Origin of the sequence: Streptomyces sp. E-08, from assembly GCF_049913095.1 — a bacterium.
Lineage (GTDB): Bacteria > Actinomycetota > Actinomycetes > Streptomycetales > Streptomycetaceae > Streptomyces.
In genome coordinates this window covers 2,925,321-2,948,470 of sequence record NZ_CP183971.1, presented here as the reverse complement: position 1 = coordinate 2,948,470, position 23,150 = coordinate 2,925,321, and the positions used below count along the sequence as shown (strand labels likewise).

Annotated in this window: 21 protein-coding genes; 16 read left to right on the top strand and 5 right to left on the bottom strand. The window is 71.8% G+C overall.

Annotation, left to right across the window (positions count from 1 at the left end; translation table 11 throughout):
• The first annotated feature begins 155 nt into the window (after positions 1-155).
• The 5 genes from rplU to galE all read left to right on the top strand — a co-directional run bounded on the left by rplU (position 156) and on the right by galE (position 5,041).
• Positions 156-476: a 50S ribosomal protein L21 gene (rplU, locus tag ACN9MM_RS13495; protein WP_015033583.1), complete on the top strand. Its 321-nt coding sequence runs from the start codon at positions 156-158 to the stop codon at positions 474-476.
• A 13-nt stretch (positions 477-489) separates the two neighbouring features.
• Positions 490-744, top strand: coding sequence for a 50S ribosomal protein L27 (gene rpmA / locus ACN9MM_RS13490; RefSeq protein WP_015033582.1), 255 nt, complete (start codon positions 490-492; stop codon positions 742-744).
• Positions 745-850: 106 nt separating this feature from the next.
• Positions 851-2,290 (top strand): GTPase ObgE, encoded by a 1,440-nt coding sequence (gene obgE / locus ACN9MM_RS13485; protein ID WP_426363848.1) that lies wholly within the window; start codon positions 851-853, stop codon positions 2,288-2,290.
• Positions 2,291-2,411: 121 nt separating this feature from the next.
• Entirely contained in the window at positions 2,412-4,058 is a 1,647-nt protein-coding gene (locus ACN9MM_RS13480) for a glycosyltransferase family 2 protein (RefSeq protein WP_426363847.1), read from the top strand.
• Positions 4,055-5,041 carry a UDP-glucose 4-epimerase GalE gene (gene galE, locus ACN9MM_RS13475; RefSeq protein WP_382856004.1) on the top strand — a complete coding sequence of 329 codons (987 nt, stop codon included), beginning with the start codon at positions 4,055-4,057 and terminating at the stop codon, positions 5,039-5,041. The genes ACN9MM_RS13480 and galE overlap by 4 nt, the downstream gene beginning before the upstream one ends.
• 66 nt (positions 5,042-5,107) lie before the next feature.
• Here the strand turns inward: galE and ACN9MM_RS13470 are convergent, their stop codons facing one another.
• The 4 genes from ACN9MM_RS13470 to ACN9MM_RS13455 form a co-directional block, all read right to left on the bottom strand.
• Positions 5,108-6,331 (bottom strand): IS30 family transposase, encoded by a 1,224-nt coding sequence (locus tag ACN9MM_RS13470; RefSeq protein ID WP_426363000.1) that lies wholly within the window; start codon positions 6,329-6,331, stop codon positions 5,108-5,110.
• Positions 6,332-6,436: 105 nt separating this feature from the next.
• Positions 6,437-7,543 (bottom strand): glycosyltransferase, encoded by a 1,107-nt coding sequence (locus ACN9MM_RS13465; RefSeq protein ID WP_426368733.1) that lies wholly within the window; start codon positions 7,541-7,543, stop codon positions 6,437-6,439.
• A 122-nt stretch (positions 7,544-7,665) separates the two neighbouring features.
• The gene (locus ACN9MM_RS13460; RefSeq protein ID WP_426363846.1) at positions 7,666-10,536 is read right to left on the bottom strand and encodes a bifunctional glycosyltransferase/CDP-glycerol:glycerophosphate glycerophosphotransferase; all 2,871 of its coding nucleotides are present in this window, start codon (positions 10,534-10,536) and stop codon (positions 7,666-7,668) included.
• A 93-nt stretch (positions 10,537-10,629) separates the two neighbouring features.
• Complete coding sequence (locus ACN9MM_RS13455) at positions 10,630-12,234, bottom strand: hypothetical protein (protein WP_426363845.1); 1,605 nt, start codon at positions 12,232-12,234, stop codon at positions 10,630-10,632.
• Positions 12,235-12,494: 260 nt separating this feature from the next.
• Here ACN9MM_RS13455 and ACN9MM_RS13450 point away from each other — a divergent pair, with 260 nt between their 5' ends.
• The 7 genes from ACN9MM_RS13450 (at position 12,495) to ACN9MM_RS13420 (ending at position 19,046) form a co-directional block, all read left to right on the top strand.
• The gene (locus tag ACN9MM_RS13450; protein ID WP_426363844.1) at positions 12,495-13,475 is read left to right on the top strand and encodes a glycosyltransferase family 2 protein; all 981 of its coding nucleotides are present in this window, start codon (positions 12,495-12,497) and stop codon (positions 13,473-13,475) included.
• Complete coding sequence (locus ACN9MM_RS13445; protein ID WP_426363843.1) at positions 13,475-13,951, top strand: GtrA family protein; 477 nt, start codon at positions 13,475-13,477, stop codon at positions 13,949-13,951. Before ACN9MM_RS13450 ends, ACN9MM_RS13445 begins: the two co-directional genes overlap by 1 nt.
• 108 nt (positions 13,952-14,059) lie before the next feature.
• Entirely contained in the window at positions 14,060-15,163 is a 1,104-nt protein-coding gene (gene proB / locus ACN9MM_RS13440; protein ID WP_426368732.1) for a glutamate 5-kinase, read from the top strand.
• Positions 15,164-15,314: 151 nt separating this feature from the next.
• Complete coding sequence (locus ACN9MM_RS13435) at positions 15,315-15,806, top strand: hypothetical protein (protein WP_225799839.1); 492 nt, start codon at positions 15,315-15,317, stop codon at positions 15,804-15,806.
• Positions 15,807-15,894: 88 nt separating this feature from the next.
• The gene (locus ACN9MM_RS13430) at positions 15,895-17,178 is read left to right on the top strand and encodes a glutamate-5-semialdehyde dehydrogenase (protein WP_426363842.1); all 1,284 of its coding nucleotides are present in this window, start codon (positions 15,895-15,897) and stop codon (positions 17,176-17,178) included.
• 86 nt (positions 17,179-17,264) lie between these two features.
• The gene (locus ACN9MM_RS13425) at positions 17,265-17,861 is read left to right on the top strand and encodes a hypothetical protein (RefSeq protein ID WP_426363841.1); all 597 of its coding nucleotides are present in this window, start codon (positions 17,265-17,267) and stop codon (positions 17,859-17,861) included.
• A gap of 99 nt (positions 17,862-17,960) precedes the next feature.
• Positions 17,961-19,046: a hypothetical protein gene (locus ACN9MM_RS13420; RefSeq protein WP_426363840.1), complete on the top strand. Its 1,086-nt coding sequence runs from the start codon at positions 17,961-17,963 to the stop codon at positions 19,044-19,046.
• Here ACN9MM_RS13420 and ACN9MM_RS13415 read toward each other — a convergent pair.
• Positions 19,031-20,164, bottom strand: coding sequence for a M48 family metallopeptidase (locus ACN9MM_RS13415; RefSeq protein ID WP_426363838.1), 1,134 nt, complete (start codon positions 20,162-20,164; stop codon positions 19,031-19,033). The two genes, ACN9MM_RS13420 and ACN9MM_RS13415, sit on opposite strands and share 16 nt — an antisense overlap.
• A 128-nt stretch (positions 20,165-20,292) precedes the next feature.
• Between ACN9MM_RS13415 and ACN9MM_RS13410 the strand changes: the two genes are divergently transcribed.
• The 4 genes from ACN9MM_RS13410 (at position 20,293) to ACN9MM_RS13395 (ending at position 23,149) form a co-directional block, all read left to right on the top strand.
• Positions 20,293-20,487, top strand: a complete 195-nt coding sequence (locus ACN9MM_RS13410) for a hypothetical protein (RefSeq protein ID WP_426363837.1) — start codon at positions 20,293-20,295, stop codon at positions 20,485-20,487.
• A gap of 83 nt (positions 20,488-20,570) precedes the next feature.
• Positions 20,571-20,732: a hypothetical protein gene (locus ACN9MM_RS13405; RefSeq protein ID WP_329855181.1), complete on the top strand. Its 162-nt coding sequence runs from the start codon at positions 20,571-20,573 to the stop codon at positions 20,730-20,732.
• Between the two features lie 52 nt (positions 20,733-20,784).
• Positions 20,785-21,405 (top strand): nicotinate-nucleotide adenylyltransferase, encoded by a 621-nt coding sequence (gene nadD / locus ACN9MM_RS13400; RefSeq protein ID WP_426363836.1) that lies wholly within the window; start codon positions 20,785-20,787, stop codon positions 21,403-21,405.
• A 19-nt stretch (positions 21,406-21,424) separates the two neighbouring features.
• Positions 21,425-23,149, top strand: a complete 1,725-nt coding sequence (locus ACN9MM_RS13395) for an LCP family protein (protein ID WP_426363835.1) — start codon at positions 21,425-21,427, stop codon at positions 23,147-23,149.
• Position 23,150 lies beyond the last annotated feature (1 nt).

Genomic DNA, 23,150 nt, shown 5'->3' with positions numbered 1-23,150 from the left:
CCGTCGGCGTGTCTATCGATGCGCCGCGCCTCTGAGCACCTCCCTCCCGCTCGCCGGGAGAGGCCGCTCGTCCGATTCCGGAACGCCGCGGGCCCCCGGGCCCGTGTGAGCGGCTGGCTTCAGAGGTTTCGATCCCGAGTGAGAGAGAGATCCGCGTGTACGCCATCGTGCGCAGCGGTGGTCGCCAGCACAAGGTTGCTGTCGGCGACATCGTTGAGGTTGACAAGATTTCCACTGCCAAGGTTGGCGACACGGTCGAGCTCTCGACCCTGCTGGTTGTCGACGGCGACGCCGTGACCAGCGACCCGTGGGTCCTGGCCGGCATCAAGGTCACGGCCGAGGTCGTGGACCACCACAAGGGCGCCAAGATCGACATCCTGCGCTACAAGAACAAGACCGGCTACCGCCGTCGCCAGGGTCACCGCCAGCAGTACACGGCGATCAAGGTCACCGGTATCCCCGCGGCTGCGAAGTAAGAGGGACTGAGACATGGCACACAAGAAGGGCGCATCGTCCACCCGGAACGGGCGCGACTCCAATGCCCAGCGGCTCGGCGTGAAGCGCTTCGGCGGTCAGGCCGTCAACGCGGGTGAGATCCTGGTCCGCCAGCGTGGCACCCACTTCCACCCGGGCTCGGGTGTCGGTCGCGGTGGCGACGACACGCTGTTCGCCCTGCAGGCCGGCGCGGTGCAGTTCGGCACCCACCGTGGCCGCAAGGTCGTGAACATCGTTCCGGTCGCCTGATCGGAACTCTTTGCGGAGGCGGACCTCACTTCCCGTACGGGAAGCGGGTCCGCCTTTCGCGTGTTACTAGATAGACATTCCGCACGTAATCTCTGGAGGCACACCCATGACCACCTTCGTGGACCGCGTCGAGCTGCACGTCGCCGCGGGTAACGGAGGCCACGGCTGCGCCTCCGTCCATCGCGAGAAGTTCAAGCCGCTCGGCGGCCCCGACGGCGGCAACGGCGGCCGTGGCGGCGATGTGACGCTGGTCGTCGACCAGTCGGTCACCACGCTCCTCGAGTACCACCACTCGCCGCACCGCAAGGCGACCAACGGTCAGCCCGGTGCCGGCGACAACCGCTCCGGCAAGGACGGCCAGGACCTGGTCCTGACCGTGCCCGACGGCACCGTCGTCCTGGACAAGAAGGGCAACGTGCTCGCCGACCTCGTCGGCCAGGGCACCACCTTCGTCGCCGGTCAGGGCGGCCGCGGCGGCCTCGGCAACGCCGCGCTGGCCTCGGCCCGCCGCAAGGCCCCCGGCTTCGCGCTCCTCGGCGAGCCCGGCGAGGCGCGGGACATCGTCCTGGAGCTCAAGACCGTCGCCGACGTGGCGCTCGTGGGCTACCCGAGCGCCGGCAAGTCCTCGCTCATCTCCGTCCTGTCGGCCGCCAAGCCGAAGATCGCGGACTACCCGTTCACCACGCTCGTCCCGAACCTCGGTGTGGTCACGGCCGGTTCGACCGTCTACACGATCGCGGACGTCCCGGGGCTGATCCCGGGCGCCAGCCAGGGCCGCGGCCTCGGCCTGGAGTTCCTGCGCCACGTCGAGCGCTGCTCGGTGCTCGTGCACGTCCTCGACACGGCGACGCTGGAGTCCGAGCGCGACCCGGTCACCGACCTGGACGTCATCGAGGAGGAGCTCAAGCAGTACGGCGGCCTGGAGGACCGGCCCCGGATCGTCGTCCTCAACAAGATCGACATCCCGGACGGCCAGGACCTCGCGGACATGATCCGCCCGGACCTGGAGGAGCGCGGCTACCAGGTGTTCGAGGTCTCCGCCGTGGCCCGTACGGGTCTCAAGGAGCTCTCCTTCGCCCTCGCCGGCATCGTCGGCGAGGCGCGCGCGGCCAAGCCGAAGGAGGAGGCGACCCGCATCGTCATCCGCCCGAAGGCCGTCGACGACGCGGGCTTCACCGTCACGTACGACGAGCAGGACGAGGTCTACCGGGTGCGCGGCGAGAAGCCGGAGCGCTGGGTCCGCCAGACCGACTTCAACAACGACGAGGCCGTGGGCTACCTGGCCGACCGCCTCAACCGCCTCGGTGTCGAGGACCAGCTGATGAAGGCCGGTGCCCGCGCGGGCGACGGCGTCGCGATCGGCGCCGAGGACAACGCGGTCGTCTTCGACTGGGAGCCCACCATGATGGCGGGCGCCGAGATGCTCGGCCGCCGTGGTGAGGACCACCGTCTGGAGGCCCCGCGTCCGGCGGCGCAGCGCCGCCGTGACCGCGACGCGGAGCGCGACGACGCGCAGCGCGAGTACGACGAGTTCGACCCGTTCTAGGAGTTCTCCTCCCGGAGACGACCGAAGGTGGGGTGGCCCCTGGGCCGCCCCACCTTCCGCGTTCCCGGCCGCCGGGCCGGAAGGGCCGTTCGGGTGGACGGGGTCCCGTACCATCCTCGATGTGACTGGTATCACTGGCCCGCAGGTGGCGGGAAAGCTCGGTGTTGTGGTAATCGCACACAATGACGAGGGCTTGGTCGGTGAGGCGATCAGGTCCGTGCTCGACCAGGGCCCTGTGGTCGCCGAGGTCGTCGCCGTCGACGACGGGTCGAGCGACGGCACCGCCCGCGTCCTGGACGAACTGGCCGCCCTCCACCCCCGGCTGCGCGTCGTGCACCGCACGGAGAACAGCGGCGGCTGCGGCACCCCGCGCAACGACGGCGTACGGGCCGTCACCGCCCCCATCGTGATATTCCTCGACAGCGACGACGTCCTGCCCCGGGGCGCGGCCGAGACCCTGGTGGCGGCGGCCGAGCGGCACGGCGCCCCGGTCGCCGTCGGCGCCTGCGTCCGGCGCGAACTGCCCGCGGGCCGCGACGTGCGCTGGCAGCCCGCGCTCTACCACGAGCCCGCCCTCCTGGAGACGACGGCGGACCTCGTGCCGCTCGTCCACGACACGCTCTGCGTCAACAAGGTCTACGACCGGGCCTTCCTCGCCGACAACGGCATCCGGTTCCCCGACGGCCGCTGCCGCTACGAGGACTTCCTCTTCACCGCGCGCGTCCTCGCCGCCGCACCGCGCGTCGCGGTCGTCCCCGACACCGTCTACGTCTGGCACGTGCGCCGGGCCGCCGCACGGCTCTCGATCTCCCTCGACCGGGACGGCATCGCCAACTGGCGGGCGCGGATCGCCGCCCACCGCATGGCCGTGGAGACCTTCGAGGAGGCCGGCCGCAAGGAGCTGGCCGCCGCCTGCCGCACCAAGTTCCTCGCCCACGACCTGCGCCTGTACGCCCGCGAGCTGAGGCTGCGCGACGCCGCGTACCGGAGCGAGTGGTGGGCGCTGGCGCGGGAGCACCTCGGGACCTTCGGGGAGGCCGCGATCGCCGCCGCGCCCGCGCCCGCCCGCTGGGCCGCCCGGTTCGTCCTGGCCGCCGGGGAGCCCCGGGACCTGGAGCGGCTCGCCCGGCTCGCCGCCGACCCCGCCCGGCTGCTTCCGCCCTTCGCCCGGAGCGAGGGAGCGGCCGTCTGGTCCGAGGACCTCCCCGTGGAGCTGGACGGCATGGACGGCCTGCCGCTCGCGGAGCTTCCGGTGCTCGTCGACGGCGAGCTGCGCGCCGGGGCGGTCCGCGGCGAGCTGCGGTTCACGGTCCGGGACCTGTACGGGCGGGTGCGCGAGGCCCTGCCCCGTACCGCCACGGTCGAGTTCCTGCCCCGGGGGTCCGACACGCCCGCCCGCACCGAGACGGCCGAGCTGTCGGAGCGGGACGGCGGCTGGTCCGGCCGGGTCCCGGCCGGACTCACGGCCCTGGCCCGCGCGGGCCGCCGCAGCGGCGACCGGGGCGTGCAGCTCTGGGACGTGCGGGTCACGGTGACCTGCGCGGACGGCAGCGCGTTCACGACGGCGCTGCGGCTGCCGGAGGACGGGCAGCGACGCTCGGTCGTGCCGAGCAGCCGGTACGGTGTACTGCTGGTGCGGCAGTACACGACGGCGAACGGCTCGCTCGCGGTACGGCTCGCACCCGGGGCCCGCGACGGGCTCCAGGCGGTCGGAGCCAGGCTCCACAGGCTCGCCCGTAGATCACAGCGAAAGGGGTTTGGGGCATGACTTACCTGATCACCGGCGGTGCCGGCTACATCGGCTCCCATGTGGTCCGTGCCATGACGCAGGCGGGCGAGCGCGTCGTCGTCCTCGACGACCTGTCCACGGGATACGAGTCGCGGGTGCCCGAGGGCGTGCCCCTGGTGGTCGGCTCCACCCTCGACCGCGAGGTCCTGGACAGGACGATCGCCGAGCACGGTGTGACGGGCGTGGTGCACCTCGCCGCGAAGAAGCAGGTCGGCGAGTCGGTCGAGCTTCCGCTGCACTACTACCGCGAGAACGTCATCGGCCTCACGGTCCTCCTGGAGGCCGTGGCCGCCGCCGGGGTGCGCAACTTCCTCTTCTCCTCCTCCGCCGCCGTCTACGGCATGCCGGACGTCGACCTCGTCACCGAGGAGACCCCCTGCCTGCCGCTCAGCCCGTACGGCGAGACCAAGCTGGCCGGCGAGTGGCTGGTGCGTGCGGCGGGCGCCGCCCACGGCATCTCCACGGCCTGCCTGCGCTACTTCAACGTGGCCGGCGCGGCGACCCCCGAGCTGGCTGACACCGGGGTCTTCAACCTGGTCCCGATGGTCTTCGAGCGCCTCGACGCGGGGGAGTCCCCGCGGATCTTCGGCGACGACTACGACACGCCCGACGGCACCTGCATCCGTGACTACATCCACGTCGAGGACCTGGCCGACGCGCACCTCGTGGCCGCGCGGAAGCTCGCCGAGTGGGCCGCCGCCGGCGAGCCGCGCGACCTGACCGTCAACATCGGCCGGGGCGAGGGCGTCTCCGTCACCGAGATGGTCCGGCTGATCAACGAGATCACCGACCACACCACCGAGCCCCTGGTCACCCCGCGCCGGCCCGGCGACCCCGCCCGGGTCGTCGCCGCCGCCGACCGCATCGAGTCGGAGCTGGGCTGGAAGGCCCGTCACGACGTGCGCGACATGATCGAGTCGGCCTGGGCCGGCTGGGTCGCGCGCCGCGGCGTGACCGTCTAGGACACACGAGGAGGGCCGGGGAGCATGGGCGGTTTCTAGCGGTCGTTGCAACACGTGGTTGGTTGTCTAGGCCGCGAGCAGTTTATGCAGGCGCTCGGCTGGGGTTTCCCAGCCGAGCGTTTTGCGTGGGCGCCGGTTGAGCTGGTCTGCGACGGCGACGAGGTGTTCGGGGGTGTGGACGGACAGGTCGGTGCCCTTGGGGAAGTACTGCCGCAGCAGGCCGTTGGTGTTCTCGTTCGAGCCTCGCTGCCAGGGGCTGGCGGGGTCGCAGAAGTAGACCGGGATGTCGGTGACGAGCGTGAACTCGTGGTGGCGGGCCATCTCGCTGCCCTGGTCCCAGGTCAGGGACCGCGCGAGATGGGAGGGCAGGGTCTGGGCGGTGGCCGCCAGGGCGCCCAGGACGGCGTCGGCTCCGTGGTCGTTCGGCAGGTGCAGGAGCATCACGTAGCGGGTCGCGCGCTCCACGAGGGTGCCGATCGCGGACTTGCCGTCCTTGCCGATGATCAGGTCGCCCTCCCAGTGGCCGGGCACGGCCCGGTCATCCGCCTCGGCCGGACGATCGCTGATCATGACCATCGGGGTGGTGAAGCGGGGCTGGCGGCTGTTGGCCTGCCGCTGGGGCCTGCGGCGGGCCCGCCCGGAGCGCAGGGCGCCGGCGAGCTCACGCCGCAACTGTCCCCGGCCCTGGACGTAGAGCGCCTGGTAGACGGTCTCGTGGACCACGTGCATCTCCGGCCGGTCGGGGAACTTCTGCCGCAGAGCCTGGCATATCTGTTCCGGGCTCCACTTCTCGTCCAGCATCGCCTGGACGGCGTCCCGCAGCTCGCGGTTGCGGAGGATCTTGCGGGGTTTGGGGCGGGGCCGGCGGGAATCGGCGCGGGCCTGGGCCGCGTGCGGCCGGTAGTGCCAGCGGCCGCGGGTCCCCTCGGTCCGGTTGCGGCGGATCTCCCGGCTGACCGTGGACGGACTGCGGCCCAGCTCGGCGGCGATCGCCCGCACCGTGGCCTTCTCCCGCAGCCGGTCCGCGATATGGATCCGCTCGTCCTCACGCAGATACCGGGAAGCACGGGAAGGCGGCGCCACCATGCGCATCGGTGGTGCCGCCTTCTGCCGCCGGTCGGCGCTGCGGCCGTTGAGCCACTTCCGGCCGGTCCGTGCATCGATGCCGACGATCCGGCATGCCTCGGCGTTGCTGTGTCCCTGCTGCATGAGCCGGGAGTATGCCTCTCGCTCCCGGCTCAGCTTCACAGGTCCCTGGGCCGTCCGGATCTTGCGGATCTCGAAGTTCATCGCATCCCCTGAACTGGGGTGTTGCAACGACTCCTAGAACCCAAGATGACTCCCCGGCCCTTTCCGTGCGGGCCCTCTGGGTGCGGGGCCATTCCGTGCGGTCCGTCAGCGCTCCAGGAAGGCGAAGAGCGCCTCCCAGCGGTCGGTGATCTCGTCGGCGGCGTACCGCCTCACGTTCTCGAACGCGGCGTCACCCATCCGGTCCCGCAGCTCCTGGTCCATGATCAGGGTGCTGATGTGCCCGCCGAGCTCCACGGTGTTGCCGAGCCGCGCGAGCAGCCCGTCCTCACCGTCCCGGATGATCTCCCGGACCCCCGGCGCGCAGTCGAACGCGGCGCAGGGAAGCCCCGTGGCCATCGCTTCGAGCAGGGTGATCGGGAAGCCCTCGGCGCGTGAGGCCTGCGCGAAGACCGAGGCCTCGGAGAGCGCCCCGAGGACGTCGTTGGTGCGGCCCCTCCACTCCACGGAGCCGTCCAGGCCCAGCTCGGTGGTCCGGGCGCGCAGCTGCGGCTCCTCGTCCCCGGTGCCGTAGATCCGCAGCTTCCAGGCGGGGTGGCGGGCGGCGATCTCGGCCCAGCTGTCGAGCAGCATGTCCACGCCCTTCTCGTGCGAGAGACGGCCGATGGAGACGACGACCTTCTCGGCACGGGGCGCCGGCACCCCGGGCATGAAGGGCAGGGCGTTGGGCATGTGGCCGACGTTGTCCATCCCGGCCCGGATCCAGCGGTCGGCGTCGCCCGGGGTGAGGATGAGGAGCCGGTCGACGTCCTTGTAGTGCCGCTTCACCCGGGAGAGCCGGGAGGTGGCGGCACTGGCGGCGTACGACTCGTGGCTCATGCCGATGACCAGGAGCCCCGCGGTGTCGGCGAGGGACACCCACTCCATCGCCCACACCTGGGTCACGATCAGGACGGCGCCGGGACGCGCGGCGGCGAACAGCGCCGTCATCCGGTCGGCCTGCCTGCGCATGCCGGCGGCGCGGGCCGCGTGCCGGCGGCGTTCGGCGGCGTTGAGCTTTCCCCTGAGGCCGCGCAGCGGCCGCACCTGCGGCGGATGGGCGTCGTACAGGGTGGTGGTGGCGTACGGCAGGGGTTCGGGGAACTCGTGCTCGCGCCCCTCGGGCGCGGGGGTGATCCCGATGACGTGGACGCGGTGGCCCCGGTCGGTGAACTCCCGGGCCATCTGGTGCGTCCAGGTGGTCACACCGCCCATCTCGTCCACGCTGTTGGAGACGATGAAGATGTCGCGGCCGCCGGGGACGGTCGTCTGCTCGGTCACTTCCCGCTCCTCCTGAAGCGTCTCGGTCTGCAGCGGCTCGGTCTGCAGCAGCTCGGTCACTTCCCGCCCCCGGCGAAGAACAGGGCGACGATCCGGCGGGCCGCGTCGCCCCGGTCGTACTCGCTGAACTCCGCGTTGAACCTCTGGCGGGCCGCCGCGTACTTGATGTCGGCCTCGTCCCGGAGGTTGGCGATCACGCCGAACAGCTCCTCCTCCGTGGCCACGACGGGCCCGGGGGCGTGCTCCTTCAGGTCGAAGTAGGTGCCGCGGTTCTCCCGGGCGTACTCCTCGTAGTCGTACGTGAAGAAGACCATCGGGCGGTCGAGGAGCCCGTAGTCGAACATCACGGAGGAGTAGTCGGTGATCAGCCCGTCCGCGAGGGCGAGGAACGGCGTCACGTCGTGGTGGCGCGAGACGTCCACGACCCGGCCCCGGACCGAGGGCGGGAGCGACACGCTGTTCAGGTAGTGCGTCCTGATCAGCAGCGTGTGGGTGTCGCCGAAGCGCTCGGCGAACTCCTCCAGGTCGAACGGGGGCAGGAAGGCGCGCACCTTGCCGCCGGGGGCGGCGCGGAACGTCGGCGCGTACAGCAGCACCGTCTTCCCGGGGTCGAGGCCCAGTTCGGCCGCGAGCGGACCGCGCTCCCGCCTGCCGGTCCCGGCCTCCCGCAGGTGCGCTGCGACGAGCTCGTCGTTGCGCGGGTAGCCCACGGGCAGCAGCACCTCCTCGCGGAGCCGGAAGGCCCTGGCGAGGGTGCGCCGGTCGTGCTCGCCGCGGATCAGGAAGTGGTCGAAGCGGTCCAGCGCCTTCTGGAAGGTCTGCTGGGTGCCGAGACCGCGGGACTTGGTGTGCGGTTCGTCGAAGCCCATGCGTTTGAGCGCCGTGCCGTGCCAGGTCTGGATGTAGGTGGTGCCGGGGCGCTTGGTCAGGCGCAGCGGGAAGCCCTGGTTGTCGATCCAGAACTCGGCCTGGGCCAGGGCCCGCAGGTACGGCCGGCTCCAGCGCTTGACGAGTACCGCGTCCTCCGGGAATCCGGTCGGCCGGGCCCCGGCGTAGGACCAGACGCCCTGGAAGGCGACGCCCTGGCGGCGCATCTCCTCGTAGATGGCCCGGGGGCTGTCGCTGTACTGCTTGCCGAGGTGGCTCTCGAAGACGACGAGTCCCTTGCGGATCGGCAGCCTGCTGTAGAGCCGGTGGTAGAGGCGGAGCTTCGTCTCCCCCGAGTTCAGGTTGCGCTTCGCGTGGAGCAGTCGCTTCAGTCCGGTCTTCGCGAGGCCGGCCGCGCGCCCGTGCATGGCGCCCTCGATCGCCGCCGAGGTGCGCACGGCCGCCCTGCCCTCGGCCGCGAGGACGTACGACAGGTTGCCCTTCCTGGTGACCTGGGGGACGAAGCGGTCGGAGACCAGCTGGGTCAGCCGGGGGCGGATCCGGACGGGGCCCGCCTCGTCGATGGGGGCGCCGCCGACGGAGACCCTGGTCCTGAGCTTCCTGCCGTCGACGGTGAGGACCAGCCGGACGTCCCAGACGGCGTCGATGATGCCGAGCGGGCGGACGCTCCGGGCGATGTCCACCCGGCCCTCCCACTCGATCCAGGCGCCGGCGTGGCGGACCGAGGTGACCGGGACGTGCGCGGCCTTCCCACTGACGCTGCGCCGGGCCGAGATCTCCAGGACGGCGCCGAGCTCCGCGTCGGGGGAGATCCGGCCCAGCGGGTTGACGACGCGCCCGGCGAGTTCGACGACACCGCCGGAGCCCGCGTACGAGGTCAGCCGGTTGCCCAGGGCGAGCGAGGTGAGCGGACGGGTGTCGTAGCCGGCGGCGGTGACGTCCAGGATCCGGCGGCCCTGCTCGGTGTCCAGGTGCTCGGCGCACCAGTAGACGCGCCCGTCCCGCTCGGCGAGCGCGGTGGTGAGGCGCCCCGGGTTGGTGAGCGCGTCGGTGGCCGGGAGGAGGTTGGGCCAGTCCTCCTTGCTCAGGAGGTAGGCGCAGATGGCGTGCAGGGGCTGCACCTCCTCGTACGCCCGTGGGTCGATCTCGGCGAGGTAGCCGTTGGCCACCTCGGCGAACTCGCGCCGGTAGTCGTCGCCGAGCAGCGGCAGGTCGCGCAGGTGCAGGACGAGGTCGTGCTTGAGGAACTTGATGTCCTTGCGGTACTTGAGCTCGTCGTAGCCCCTGCTCTCCAGGAGCGCGTCCACGCGGCGGTGGATCTCCATGCGGTGGACGAAGTTGGCGATCTCGTGGCGCCGGTTGCTGATCGACTTCGCGGAGGCGCTCTCCTGCACGTTCCAGTAGTAGACGTGGTTCGGGATGAGGGTGATGCGGCTCGCGGCGACATAGGCCTGCGCGGAGAAGAGCAGGTCCTCGTAGTGGATGCCGACGGGGAACTCCAGGCCCTGTTCGAGGAGGAACGCGCGCCGGTAGCACTTGTTCGTCGACAGCGTGTCGAAGACCAGCAGGTCGGACAGTTCGGTGATCGATTCGATCGTCCGGGTCCCGGAGTAGAGCCACGGGTACCACTCGGTCGTCTTGCGGTTGCGGCTGTCCAGGTGGACACGGACGCAGAGCCCGGAGACGAGGTCGGCGCCGGTGCTCTCGGCGGCGCCGAGCATGTTGCGGCAGGCGTTGCGCTCCAGGACGTCGTCGCTGTCGAGGAACATGACGTACGTGCCGGTGGCCTGTCGGATGCCGAAGTTGCGCGGCGCGCCGCAGCCGCCGCTGTTCCGCGGCAGCTGGAACGCCCTGACACGGTCCGGGTGTGCGGCGGCGAGCGCCTGGGCGACGGCGAAGGTGTCGTCCTTGCTGCAGTCGTCGACGATGACGACGTCGACGCCGTGCAGGGTCTGCTCCAGGACCGACCGTACGGCCGTCGGCAGACGCTCTGCGTCGTTGTAGGCGATGACGACCACGGAGACGTCAGGCACGTGCACCTCGATTCACTTGTCTTTGGCTGCACCCGCACTTCAAACTACCTGGCGTTCACCATCCGTTACGGCCTGTCACCCTTCGCAGAGGTGTACGAGTCACGGTCGGCCCAGTCGATCCACCCCGTAGTACCGGGCGGCGCACTGCGCGACCCAGTCCCGCGCGTACGCGTTCGTGAAGAAGGGCTCCGCGAGGCCGCCGACGAGCAGCGGACGGTACGTGACGACCGGGCGGCCGGCCGCGGCCTCCGCGCGGATCCGGGCGTCCTGCCGGTCCCAGGCCAGACTGCGCTCCACGGTCGTCGTCGTCAGCGTCCGCGTCGGCGGCACCAGGGCGGCCGTCCCCGCCACGGCGACGATCCCCGCGACCCCCGCCACGGCCGCCGCGAGTGCGGACCGGGCTCCCAGGCGCCGTCCGATCCGGTGGCCGAGCCACACCCCGTAACCGCAGAGCGCGATCAGGAACGGCACCAGGAAGCTGGTCCACGCGCGCGCGTACGTCCAGCCGCCCGCCCCGTAGCCCCCGCGCAGGCCGTACGCGGTCACCAGGCTCCCCAGCGCGATCAGCGGCACCGGCAGGACGGCGATCGCAAGCACCGTGCCGCGCGAGGGCCCGCCCGCCGCCCGGGGGGCGGGGCGCCGGCCCGTGAGCGCCACCGCCAGGCCGAGGAGCACCCCCGCGGCGCCCGCGCCCGCGTACGCCCACTGGCCGCCGATCGTCTCCCAGATCCGGGACCAGTCGTGGAGCGTCGCCCCGAGCTCCTCCAGGGACAGCGGCCGCTCGGGCTGCTGGGCGCGCCGCCAGCGGGCGCCGGGGGAGGTGTAGAGCACCACCGTGCCGACCACGAGTCCCAGGCACCAGGCGGCGCACCACGTCGACGCGAAGCGGTCGGAGGTGACGCGCAGCCGGGGGAGGCACAGCACGCCGGCCGTGGCGGCGAACAGCCCGGACATCGCGACGAAGGGCTCGCTCAGGGTGCCGACCGCCGCGCCGAGCACGACCGCCGAGCCGACGGCGACCGACCGGGCCCAGGGCCGCTGGCTGCGGGCCGCCCACACCCCGGACAGCGCCGCCCAGACGCCGATGACGCCCGGGAGCGTGTGGGAGATCGTGGCCGGAGCCCACAGCAGCACCTGGTACGACCGGGTCCCCGCGAGGAACAGCAGCGCCTCGACCACCAGGACCGCCGTCACGGCCGCCACCACCGGGAACGGCAGGCGCAGGGCGCGCAGCACCTCCCGGGCGAGGAGGAACAGGCCCACGCCCAGCGTGAGGATCAGGAACGCGGGCAGCAGCTTCGGCCCCCGCATCCCGTCGGAGTAGAGCAGGCCGGTGAGGAAGGCGTTGGTGACACGCCCGTTCTGGGTGCGGTAGAAGTCCGAGGTCGTCCCGAGGACGCCCAGGTCGCGGGCCTTCCAGAGGGCGCACCAGTCGTCCGAGGTGGGGCGTACGTAGACCCCGAGGAAGGCGCCGACCGAGAGCAGCGCCCCGGCTCCGGCGGCGACGACCGGCGCGATCCACGGCAACACCCGCCGGAGGCCGCTCTCCTGGCGCCCGGCCGGGTCCTCCGCCCCCGCGCCGGTCTCCGGGTCCGCCCCCGTTCCCGGCCCTCCGGAATCCGCGGTGTCGTCCCCCTCCATGCCGTCCTGCCCGCCGTTCCGCATGTGCGCGTCACCGTGCTCCGAGATGGTCGTCCTGCTCAACGGTCATCGCTCCAGCTGGCCAAGGTCCGTGGCGTGTCGCCCCTACGGGTGACAAATGGGTGAAAAAGCCACGTACATCAATATCTTCCCCGCATGCTTTGCTCCATGGACGACATGCCGACCAGGGGCGGCCACTCGGACGACGCCGGGCGGTCACCGCTCCGCCGTACCGTGGCCGCGCAGCTCGAAGGAGAGTCCGGTGGCGGTCCTTCCAGTCCCTCGGGACGTCCTCTCGCCCATCCCTCTGGAGTGACCGTTCCATGACCAGGCTTTCCGTCGTCGTCCCCTGCTTCAACGAGGAAGACGTCATCGAGCGGTTCGACGCGCGGATGCGACAGGTGCTCGACGCACTCCCGGTCGGATACGAGATCTGTTACGTCGACGACGGAAGCTCCGACGGAACGCTGGGCAGACTCCGCGAGATCGCCGCACGGCACCCGCAGCAGACCCAGTACGCCTCCTTCAGCCGCAACTTCGGCAAGGAGGCCGCCATGCTCGCCGGCCTGCGCAAATCCACCGGCGACGCCGTGGTCATCATGGACGCCGACCTCCAGCACCCGCCCGAGCTGCTCGCGCGCATGCTCGACCTCTACCACCAGGGCCACGACCAGGTGATGGCGCGGCGCACCCGCGAGGGCGACAAGAAGGTCCGTACGGCCCTCAGTCGTGTGTACTACCGGGCCGTCAACCGCTGGGTCGACGTCGAACTCACCGACGGCGTCGGCGACTTCCGTCTGCTCTCCCGGCCCGCCGTCGACGCCCTGCTGTCGCTTCCCGAGTACAACCGCTTCTCCAAGGGCCTGTTCTCCTGGATCGGCTTCGACACCGTCACCTTCGACTACCAGAACGCCGCGCGCGAGGGCGGTGAGACGAAGTGGCGGTTCAGCTCCCTGCTCAACTACGGCATGGACGGGCTGATCTCCTTCAACAACCGCCCGCTGCGCATCGCCCTCTGGCTCGGCATGATGCTCACCGGCCTCGCCGCCCTCTACGCGGTCTGGGTGACCGTCGCCGCGATCACCCAGGGCGTCACCGCGCCCGGCTACGTCACCCTCGTCGCGATCATCGTGGGGCTCGGGGGCGTGCAGATGGTGATGCTGGGCCTGATCGGCGAGTACATCGGCCGCATCTACTACGAGACCAAGCGCCGGCCGCACTTCCTCGTGAAGGAGACCCACCGCTCCTTCGGCCGCGCCGCCGCCGAACGCATCCGCGTCGTCACCGCCGAGCGGGACCGCTGATGGGGGCGGCCTTGGAGACCGGTTCCGCCACGCGCCGCGAGCGGCTCGCCGAGATCTTCCGGTTCGCCCTGGTCGGCGGGGTCAACACCGGCACCTTCTTCGGGTGTTACCTGATCCTGCACCCGTGGATGCCGTACTTCGCCGCGTACTCCCTCGCCTTCCTCCTCAGCATGATCGGGTCCTTCTTCCTCAACACCTACTTCACCTACCGCACCCGGCCGACCTGGAAGAAGTTCGCCCTCTTCCCGCTCACCAACGTCACCAACTACCTGGTGCAGAGCGTCGGCCTCTACGCGCTCGTCACCTGGGCCGGAATGGACGACAGGATCGCGCCACTCGCCGCGGCCGTCGTCGCGATCCCCTTCACCTACCTGATCTCCCAGCGGATCCTGGTGCCCCGCGGCACCGCCCGCTCCTCCGCCGACGCCGGTCCAGGGAGCGAAACGGACGAGCGGCAGCCCTCCCGCCTCGCGTAGATTGCCTGGCAGCCGCGGCGGGGAGCGCGCGGCGCGTGGGACAGCCGAGTGAGGACGACGCAGGTGGCGACGCAGGTGACGGGACAGACGGACGTGGCAAGGCAGTACGTGACGGAGGCCCGCAGGATCGTCGTCAAGGTCGGCTCCTCCTCGCTCACCACCGCCTCCGGAGGCCTCGACGCCGACCGCGTCGACGCCCTCGTCGACGTCCTCGCCAAGGTCCGCAGCGGCGGCGAGAAGGAGATCGTCCTCGTCTCCTCCGGCGCCATCGCCGCGGGACTCGCCCCGCTCGGCCTCACCCGCCGCCCCAAGGACCTCGCCCGCCAGCAGGCCGCCGCCAGCGTCGGCCAGGGCCTCCTCGTCGCCCGCTACACCGCCTCCTTCGCCCGCTACGGCGTCCGCGTCGGCCAGGTCCTCCTCACCACCGACGACACCAGCCGACGCGCCCACTACCGCAACGCGTGCCGGACCCTGGACCAGCTCCTCGCCATGGGCGCGCTGCCCGTCGTCAACGAGAACGACACCGTCGCCACCGACGAGATCCGCTTCGGCGACAACGACCGGCTCGCCGCCCTCGTCGCCCACCTCGTCCGCGCCGACCTGCTCGTCCTCCTCTCGGACGTCGACGGCCTGTACGACGGGGACCCGTCCAAGCCCGGCACGTCGAGGATCGCGCAGGTCACCGGCCCCTCGGACATCGCGCACGTCGAGATCGGCACCGCCGGCAAGGCCGGCGTCGGCACCGGCGGCATGGTCACCAAGGTCGAGGCGGCCCGGATCGCCGCCGCCGCCGGCATCCCCGTGGTCCTCACCTCCGCGAGCCGCGCCGCCGACGCCCTCGGCGGCCGGGACACCGGCACGTACTTCCACCGCACCGGCCGCCGCTCCGCCGACCGGCTGCTCTGGCTCGCCCACGCCTCCACCCCGCAGGGCTCCCTCAGCCTCGACGACGGAGCCGTACGGGCCGTCGTCGAGGGCAAGAAGTCCCTGCTCGCGGCCGGTGTCGCGGCCGTCGAAGGCGACTTCGTGGCCGGCGACCCCGTCGAACTCCGCGACGCCACCGGCCGGGCCGTCGCCCGCGGACTCGTCAACTTCGACGCCAAGGAGCTGCCCCGGATGCTCGGCCGCTCCACCCACGAGCTCGCCAAGGACCTCGGACCCGAGTACGAGCGCGAGGTCGTCCACCGCGACGACCTGGTCGTCATCCGCTGAGACGGCCGACGCCGAAACGGCTGAAAGTCTGGCCATCCGGAAGGGACGTTTACCAAAACCGCCCCATGTGCCGCCTCGGACTGGTCAACTTTGTCTCGGGGGTAAGACAAGGCGGGGTACAGCACCACACGCATCACACAGGAGGCCGCCGGTGAGACGAGCGCGCCCAGGGGCACCGCCCCGCGGGACTGCCGAACGCGCCCTGACCAGTGTCGAGGCCGGAGCCGACTTCGACGAGGCACGGGACAGGTCCACGGACAGGAAGACCGAGACCACCACCGAGACACGCGAGGAACGGCCGGTGTCCAAACTCTGGCACATCACCCTCAGCGTGTCGGGCGTGGAGTCACCGCTGAAGGAGGTGCGACGCGGGCTCGAACAGCTGGCCCACGACCACCCCTTCCTGCTGACCAGCCGCTATGCCAACGACCACGCCGAGATCCGGTACTGGGAGGAGGCCCGCGACCTGCACGACGCGGCGGCCGTCGCCCTGCGCCTGTGGGGCGAGCACCGGCAGACCGCCAAGCTTCCGCCCTGGGAGATCGTGGGCCTAGAGGTCATCGACCGCGAGACCTACCACCAGCGGATCGCGGAGGGCTACGGCCCGCCACCGGCCGCCCCCGTCGGCGTCCACCCCTACTGACGGCACCCACCCCGCCCGGCGGCGGGGGTACGTCTCGGAGTGCGGGATACGTGAGGGATGTCCGCAGGGGTGCCAGTACCCTGCGGGCATGACCTCGCTCACGCCCCTCGACAACCTCTCCCCGGTCACCCGGGCCGCCTACCGGGCCCGTGGCGCCGCCGCCGAAATCGCGCCACTCCCGCGCGCGGCCAAGGACGACGCGCTCCTCGCGATCGCGGACGCCCTCGAAGTCCGCACGGCCGAGATCGTCGAAGCCAACGCCGTGGACATCGCCAAGGCCCGCGAAGCAGGGACCAGCGAGGCCATCATCGACCGGCTGACCCTCACCCCGGAGCGCGTCCGGGCCATCGCCGCCGACGTCCGCGACGTCGCCGCGCTGCCCGACCCCGTCGGCGAGGTCGTCCGCGGCTCGACGCTCCCCAACGGCATCGACCTGCGCCAGGTCCGCGTGCCCCTCGGCGTCGTCGGCATCATCTACGAGGCCCGCCCCAACGTCACCGTCGACGCCGCCGCCCTCTGCCTCAAGTCGGGCAACGCCGTCCTGCTCCGCGGCTCGTCCTCCGCGTACGCCTCCAACACCGCCCTCGTGACCGTCCTGCGCGACGCCGTCGGCGGCGCCGGACTGCCCGCCGACGCGATCCAGCTCGTCCCCGGCGAGTCCCGCGAGTCGGTCCGCGAGCTGATGCGCGCCCGCGGCCTCGTCGACGTCCTCATCCCGCGCGGCGGCGCCTCCCTGATCAGGACGGTCGTCGAGGAGTCCACCGTCCCGGTCATCGAGACCGGCACCGGCAACTGCCACGTCTACGTCGACGCCCAGACCGACCTCGACATGGCCGTCGACATCCTGATCAACTCCAAGGCCCAGCGGGTCAGCGTCTGCAACGCCGCCGAGACCCTCCTCGTCCACCAGGACGTCGCCGGGGCCTTCCTGCCCAAGGCCCTCGCCGCCCTCGCCGAGGCCGGCGTCACCGTCCACGCCGACGAGCGGGTCCTCGCCCTCGCCGAGGGCTCCAAGGCCACCGTCGTCCCGGCCACGCCCGAGGACTGGGAGACCGAGTACCTCTCGTACGACATCGCCGCCGCGGTCGTCGACTCCCTCGACAAGGCCGTCGAGCACATCCGGATGTGGTCCTCCGGTCACACCGAGGCGATCGTGACCACCTCGCAGGCCGCCGCCCGCCGTTTCACCCAGCTGGTCGACTCCACCACGGTCACCGTGAACGCCTCCACCCGCTTCACGGACGGCGGACAGTTCGGCTTCGGCGCCGAGATCGGCATCTCCACCCAGAAGCTGCACGCCCGGGGCCCCATGGGCCTTCCCGAGCTCACCTCGACCAAGTACATCGTCACCGGCGACGGTCACGTCCGGTAACCCCTCCTTTCGGTACGGGGAGGGACGGGCGGGGAGGCTTCGCACTCTCCCTGCCCAAAACCCCCTCGCGGGTCTACTCTGAATCCGTGCCGGACGACGTGGGGGGCAGGCCGTTCCAGGACGGCGGGGACCCCGAGGACTCTGTCGACCGCGGAGGCGCCGACGAGGTCCACGCCGACGTGGTCTTCGACGAGGACTTCGTCAGGGCCGCCACCATCCACGAGCCCAGCGCGGTCGAGCGGCTCCTCGCCGCCGCCCAGGCCCGTGCGGAAGCCGAGGCCGCCCGCGCCCGCGCCGGCGGCGGATCCGTCGAGGACGACCCGTACGAGGACGGCCACGACCCCCTCGGCCTCACCTACGAGCCCGACGACATCGGCGACGACGCCAGCCCCTACGGCCGCCACGGCGGGGCCCTGCGCCCCTACCGGGGCCGGGCCCGCTGGCTCCGTCCCGTCGCCTGGGTCCTCGCCCTCGTCATGGGCGTCGGCATGGTCGCCCTCGCCTTCAGCGCCGTCTACCGGGGCGCCGCCGCCAACCACGAGGACCAGGTCCCGCCGCCGGCCACCACCGGCGTCGACACACCGAACCCGAACCCCGCTCCACCGGCCGCCCAGGCCCCCGCACCCGCCCCCGCGGCCGGATCGCCCGCCGGGTCCCCGGCCGGGGCGGCGTCACCCCGATAGGCGCCCCGCGCGCGCCGGGACACCCTGACGGCGGAATTCTTCCGAGCTTGTCGTATACCTGGACGTTTACCGAAGCCCCCGCGGACCTACCCTGAAGGTATGGCAGGGCGTGGCGACCCGCCTGAGGGGACACCCGAGGGGTTCCCCGGCGGTGGTGAGGACGAGTACCGATCCGTCGTCTTCGACGAGGCGTTCATCCGTGCTGCCCACCTCCAGGAGTTCTCGGCCCAGGAGCGGATGGGCGAGCACGCCCGCGCCGTCCGCAGCCGCTCCTCCTGGGAGAACCGGAGCGGCTCCCGCCAGGCGGTCCTGCTGGTGCTGCTGATCCTCCTCGCCTTCGGCACCGCCATCTACCTGGGCGTACGCAACCCGTACATGCCCCCCGTCGACCAGCGCGCGGAGCCCCTGCGGACCACCGTGGTCCCGCTCGCCCCCCGGGGCACCGTCCCGGGCGGCACGCCCGCCCAGCTCTTCGCCCACAGCCCCGCCGCCGAGTACCGCACCGGGGCCGCGGGCATCAACCTGCCCGTCGCCGGACGCACCTCCCACTTCGCGGAGAGCCAGGTCGTGGCCGGCCTCAGCATCGCCAAGGACTACCTGGTTGCCTCGTCCCTGGAGCCCGACGTCCTGTCCGGGGCGACCGTCCGGCCCGCGCGCCTGCTCCTCGACCCGGACCAGCTGGAACAGTTCGACCGGAGCGTCGAGTCCCCCGCCGACGACGGCCGGCACGCCCTCGCGGCCTGGCTGGTCCGCTTCGACCCCCGGCAGGTGGCGCTCGCGGAGCCCGCGGCCCGCGTGCAGGGCACCCTCCGCTTCGAGGAGACCGGCCCCGACACCCTGGACGTCACCGCGGACCACACGTACACCTACGCCCTCCGCCCGGCCGTCCGGGGCAGCGGCCCGGTCGCCGCGGCGTCCCTCTTCACGGTCCACCGCGTGGTGCACTTCCGCTTCGACCGCGAGGACCTGCGCATGCACCGCGCCGAGCTCCTGACCAGCACCGTGGAGGCCGGACCGCAGGCCTGCGGCGCCGACACCACGGGCTCCCTGAAGCCGCTCCTCGCGGGCACGCGGGCCTCCGACGCGGGCGGCGGCCCGGCGGTCACCGACCCGTACGCCACCGCCCGGCCCGCCGCCCCCGCGCTGTGCGGAGTGCTGGCGCCGAGCGCTCAGCCCTCGCTCTGACCGTCCCCGGTCCCGCCGTCCGCCTTTCCGCCGTCGGCGGGCTTGCCGTCCCCGGTCGGCGAGCCGTCCGACTTCTGGCCGCCCTGGCCGCCGCCGAACCGGTTGCGCAGCCGTCCGCCCAGGTCGCCCGCCAGGTCACCGGCGCCGCCGGCTATGTCCCCGACCAGCTTCAGCAGCGGATCCTTGCTGGTCCGCACCGTGTCGGCGTAGTGCCCCGCCGACTCGCGGAAGGAGTCCGTGACCGAGGTGTCCTTGTCCTCCGAGCGCTTCGGGTAGTGGCCGTCCATGATCCGCTGGTAGTCGCGGTTCTCCGACCACTTCTTCAGCTCCGCCGCCCGGACGGTGGTGAAGGGGTGCGAGCGCGGCAGCACGTTGAGGATCTTCAGGACGGAGTCCCGCAGGTCACCGGCCTTCTCGTACTCGTCGGCCTGGGCGAGGAACGCGTCCACGTTCATCTCGTGGAGATGGTTGCCGCCGGCGATCTTCATCAGGCCGCGCATCGAGGCCTGCACGTCCTGGCCGACGAGGAGCCCGGCCCGGTCGGCGGAGAGCTCCGACTTGCGGAACCACTCGCGCAGCGCGGTCACGATCGCCGTGATCGCGACCGTCCCCAGCGGGATCCAGGCGATCTTGAGCGCGAGGTTGGTGAGGAAGAGCAGGACCGTCCGGTACACGGCGTGCCCGGAGAGCGCGTGCCCGACCTCGTGGCCGACGACCGCCCGCATCTCCTCTTCGTCGAGGAGCTCCACCAGAGCGGTGGTGACCACGATGATCGGCTCGTCCAGGCCGATGCACATCGCGTTGGGCTTCGGGTCCTGGACGACGTACATCGGCGGGACCTTCTCCAGGTCCAGGATGTAACAGGCGTCCCTCAGCATGTCGTTGAGGTGGCTGAACTGCGCGTCGCTCACCCGGACGGAGTCCGAGAGGTAGAGGAGTCGAAGACTGCGCTCCGGCAGCAGCCCGCTGAGCGCCTTGAAGGCCGTGTCGAAGCCGCTGAGCTTCCGCAGGGCCACCAGGGCCGAACGGTCGGCCGGATGCTCGTAGGCCCGCGAGGAGATGCCCGGGAACCGCTTGCGCTGCCTGCTCGGCACGTTCCCCTGGTCGTTCTCGGTCATGGATGCCCCCTGTTCGTACGAGTCGGTGCTCGTCCCCCTGACTGAACCCAGCCTAGGGGCTGGCGCTACCGTGTGGCGGGGCCTGTGGATAACTGGGGCACCGAGGACGACCGAAGGGCACGACCGACATGCCGGACACCGCCGCCGCCACCGCGCAGCTCGCCGCCGCCGCCTCACAACAGGGGCTCGGCGACACGCTCCGGATCGTGCTGCTCGCCTCGATCGTGGGCGGGGCGCTGCTCGCCTGGCTCCTGCTCCGCGGATACCGCACCGACGACGGCGACGACAACGACGGCGACGCCGGTCGTGACGCCAACGCCTGAGTCGGCGTGAGCGCGCCGCGACCGCCCGCATACGATGTGCGCGAAGTCTCCGCTCCCATCCCCGATCGATAGGTCTGTCGAAGATGAGCCTCCACAGCACCGCCGCCAACCTGGTCACCCTCGCCGAGGGGGCCGAGCACGGCGGCAACCACGAAAGCCTCAGCCCCTACCTCACCGGCTTCGGCGCCTTCGGCGTCCTGCTTCTCCTGCTGTGGATCACCACCCGCTTCAACCGCGACCGCTGAACCGGAGACCGCTGATCCGGCGTCCGTCGCCGTGCCAGTAGGCTCTGCACGCATGGGAGAGCAGGAAGTGCCTACTGGCGGGCGCGGCAAGCGCCGACTCGGCGTGATGGGCGGAACCTTCGACCCGATCCACCACGGACACCTGGTGGCGGCCAGCGAGGTCGCCGCCCTGTTCCACCTGGACGAGGTGGTGTTCGTACCGACCGGGGAGCCGTGGCAGAAGAACCACAAGGTCGTCTCCGCGGCCGAGGACCGCTATCTGATGACGGTCATCGCCACGGCGTCCAACCCGCAGTTCTCCGTGAGCCGGATCGACATCGACCGCGGCGGCGCGACGTACACCATCGACACCCTGCGGGACCTGGCGTCCCTCAACAGCGACTCGGACCTGTTCTTCATCACCGGGGCCGACGCGCTGTCCCAGATCCTCACCTGGCGTGACGCCGAGGAGCTCTTCTCGCTCGCCCACTTCATCGGCGTCACCCGGCCGGGCCACGACCTTACCGACGACGGACTGCCCAAGGGCGGCGTCTCGCTCGTCGAGATCCCCGCGCTCGCGATCTCCTCCACCGACTGCCGGGTGAGGGTCGCTCAGGGCGATCCCGTCTGGTACCTGGTCCCGGACGGCGTGGTGCGCTACATCGACAAGCGCCAGCTGTACCGCGGCGAGTGAGCTTCGGGGAGGGGCACCGGTGAACGATCAGCAGCACCCGTACGACCCGTACTATCCGCAGCCGCAGATCATCGGCTACGACGAGTACGGGCAGCCGGTGTACCAGCAGCAGGCACAGCAGCAGGCGCCCGCGCAGCACTACGACCCGTACGGCGGGCAGCAGCAGCAGCCGCAGCAGCAGGCGTACGGCTACGACCCGTACGCCCAGCAGCCGGCCGCCCAGGAGCCCGTCCAGCCCGCGCCGTACGACCCGTACGGGCAGCAGGGCTACGCCTACCCGTCCTACGACCCCGGACAGCAGTGGGCCGCCCAGGCCGAGCCCGCGCCCGCCCCGGTCCAGGCACCCGTCCAGGCGCCCGCACAGGCCGCGCCGGCGGCCCCCGCGGGGCCGGCCGCCCCGGTCGCGGCACCGGCCGGGGTCCCCGGCCAGCGCCCCGCGTCCGAGCGCCCCGCCCCGCCGCGGCGGGACGAGGACGACCGCGCGTACCGCACCGAACAGTTCTCGTTCATCGAGGAGCCCGACGAGGACTCCGAGGACGTCATCGACTGGCTCAAGTTCACCGAGAGCCGTTCGGAGCGGCGCGAGGAGGCCAGGCGGCGCGGCCGCAACCGGATCGTCGCGCTCGTCGTCGTCCTCGTCCTCGCCGCCGCCGGAGGCGTCGGCTACCTCTGGTCCGCGGGCCTGCTCCCCGGTTCGTCCGACCCGGAGGCGAAGGGCGGGACCGCGGCGACCGGCCCGCAGCAGCGCGACACGATCGTCGTCCACCTCCACGACCTCAAGAACGGCACCACCTCCACCGCCCTGCTCGTGGACAACACGACCACCCGCCAGGGCACCACGGTCCTCATCCCCAACGCGGTCGTCGTCGCCGACGCCGAGGGCTCCGGGACCACCCTCGGGAAGTCCGTCGAGGACGACGGCTCCAGCGGCACCCGGGAGGCGATCGGCAACCTGCTCGGGACGGAGATCGCCGGCACCTGGCGGCTGGACACCCCGTACCTGGAGAACCTCGTCGAGTCCGTCAGCGGCATCGAGATCGACACCGACACGGACGTCCCCGACACCAAGAAGGGTGCCGACCCGCTCGTCAGGAAGGGCGAGAAGCAGACGCTGAACGGCCGCTCCGCCGTCGCCTACGCCACCTACCGGGCGCCCGGCGAGGCCGAGGCCGCGCAGCTCCAGCGCTTCGGGAAGGTCATGTACGGGGTGCTGCGCAAGTTCTCCAGCGACCCCGAGTCGGCCACGGTCACCATCGAGACCCTCCAGCAGATCCTCGACCCCTCGCTCCCCGAGAAGGACCTCGCCGCCTCCCTGGCCAAGCTCGCCGACCACGCCAAGATCGGCGACTACAAGACGGCCCTGCTCCCCGTGGGGCAGGACGGCGCCCTGACCGAGGGCGCGAGCGACAGCGTGGTCAAGGACATCCTGGGCGGCAAGGTCACCGCCCCCGAGGCGGGCGAGGTGCCGCGGGTCTCGGTCCGGGACGGATCCGGCAGGAAGGCGGCCGAGGCCGCCCGGGTCGCCCTGGTCAACGGCGGCTTCGCCTTCGTGGGCGGCGCCGACGCGCCGGCCAGGGAGGAGTCGCAGGTCCTCTACGGCGACGACGCCCAGAAGGCGACGGCGACCGAGGTGGCCAAGACGCTGGGCCTCCCCGCGGGCTCGGTGGCGAAGGGCAAGCCCTCGGGAACGATCGCCGTCACCGTGATCCTGGGCCAGGACTACAAGGCCCCGGGGGCCCGGTAAG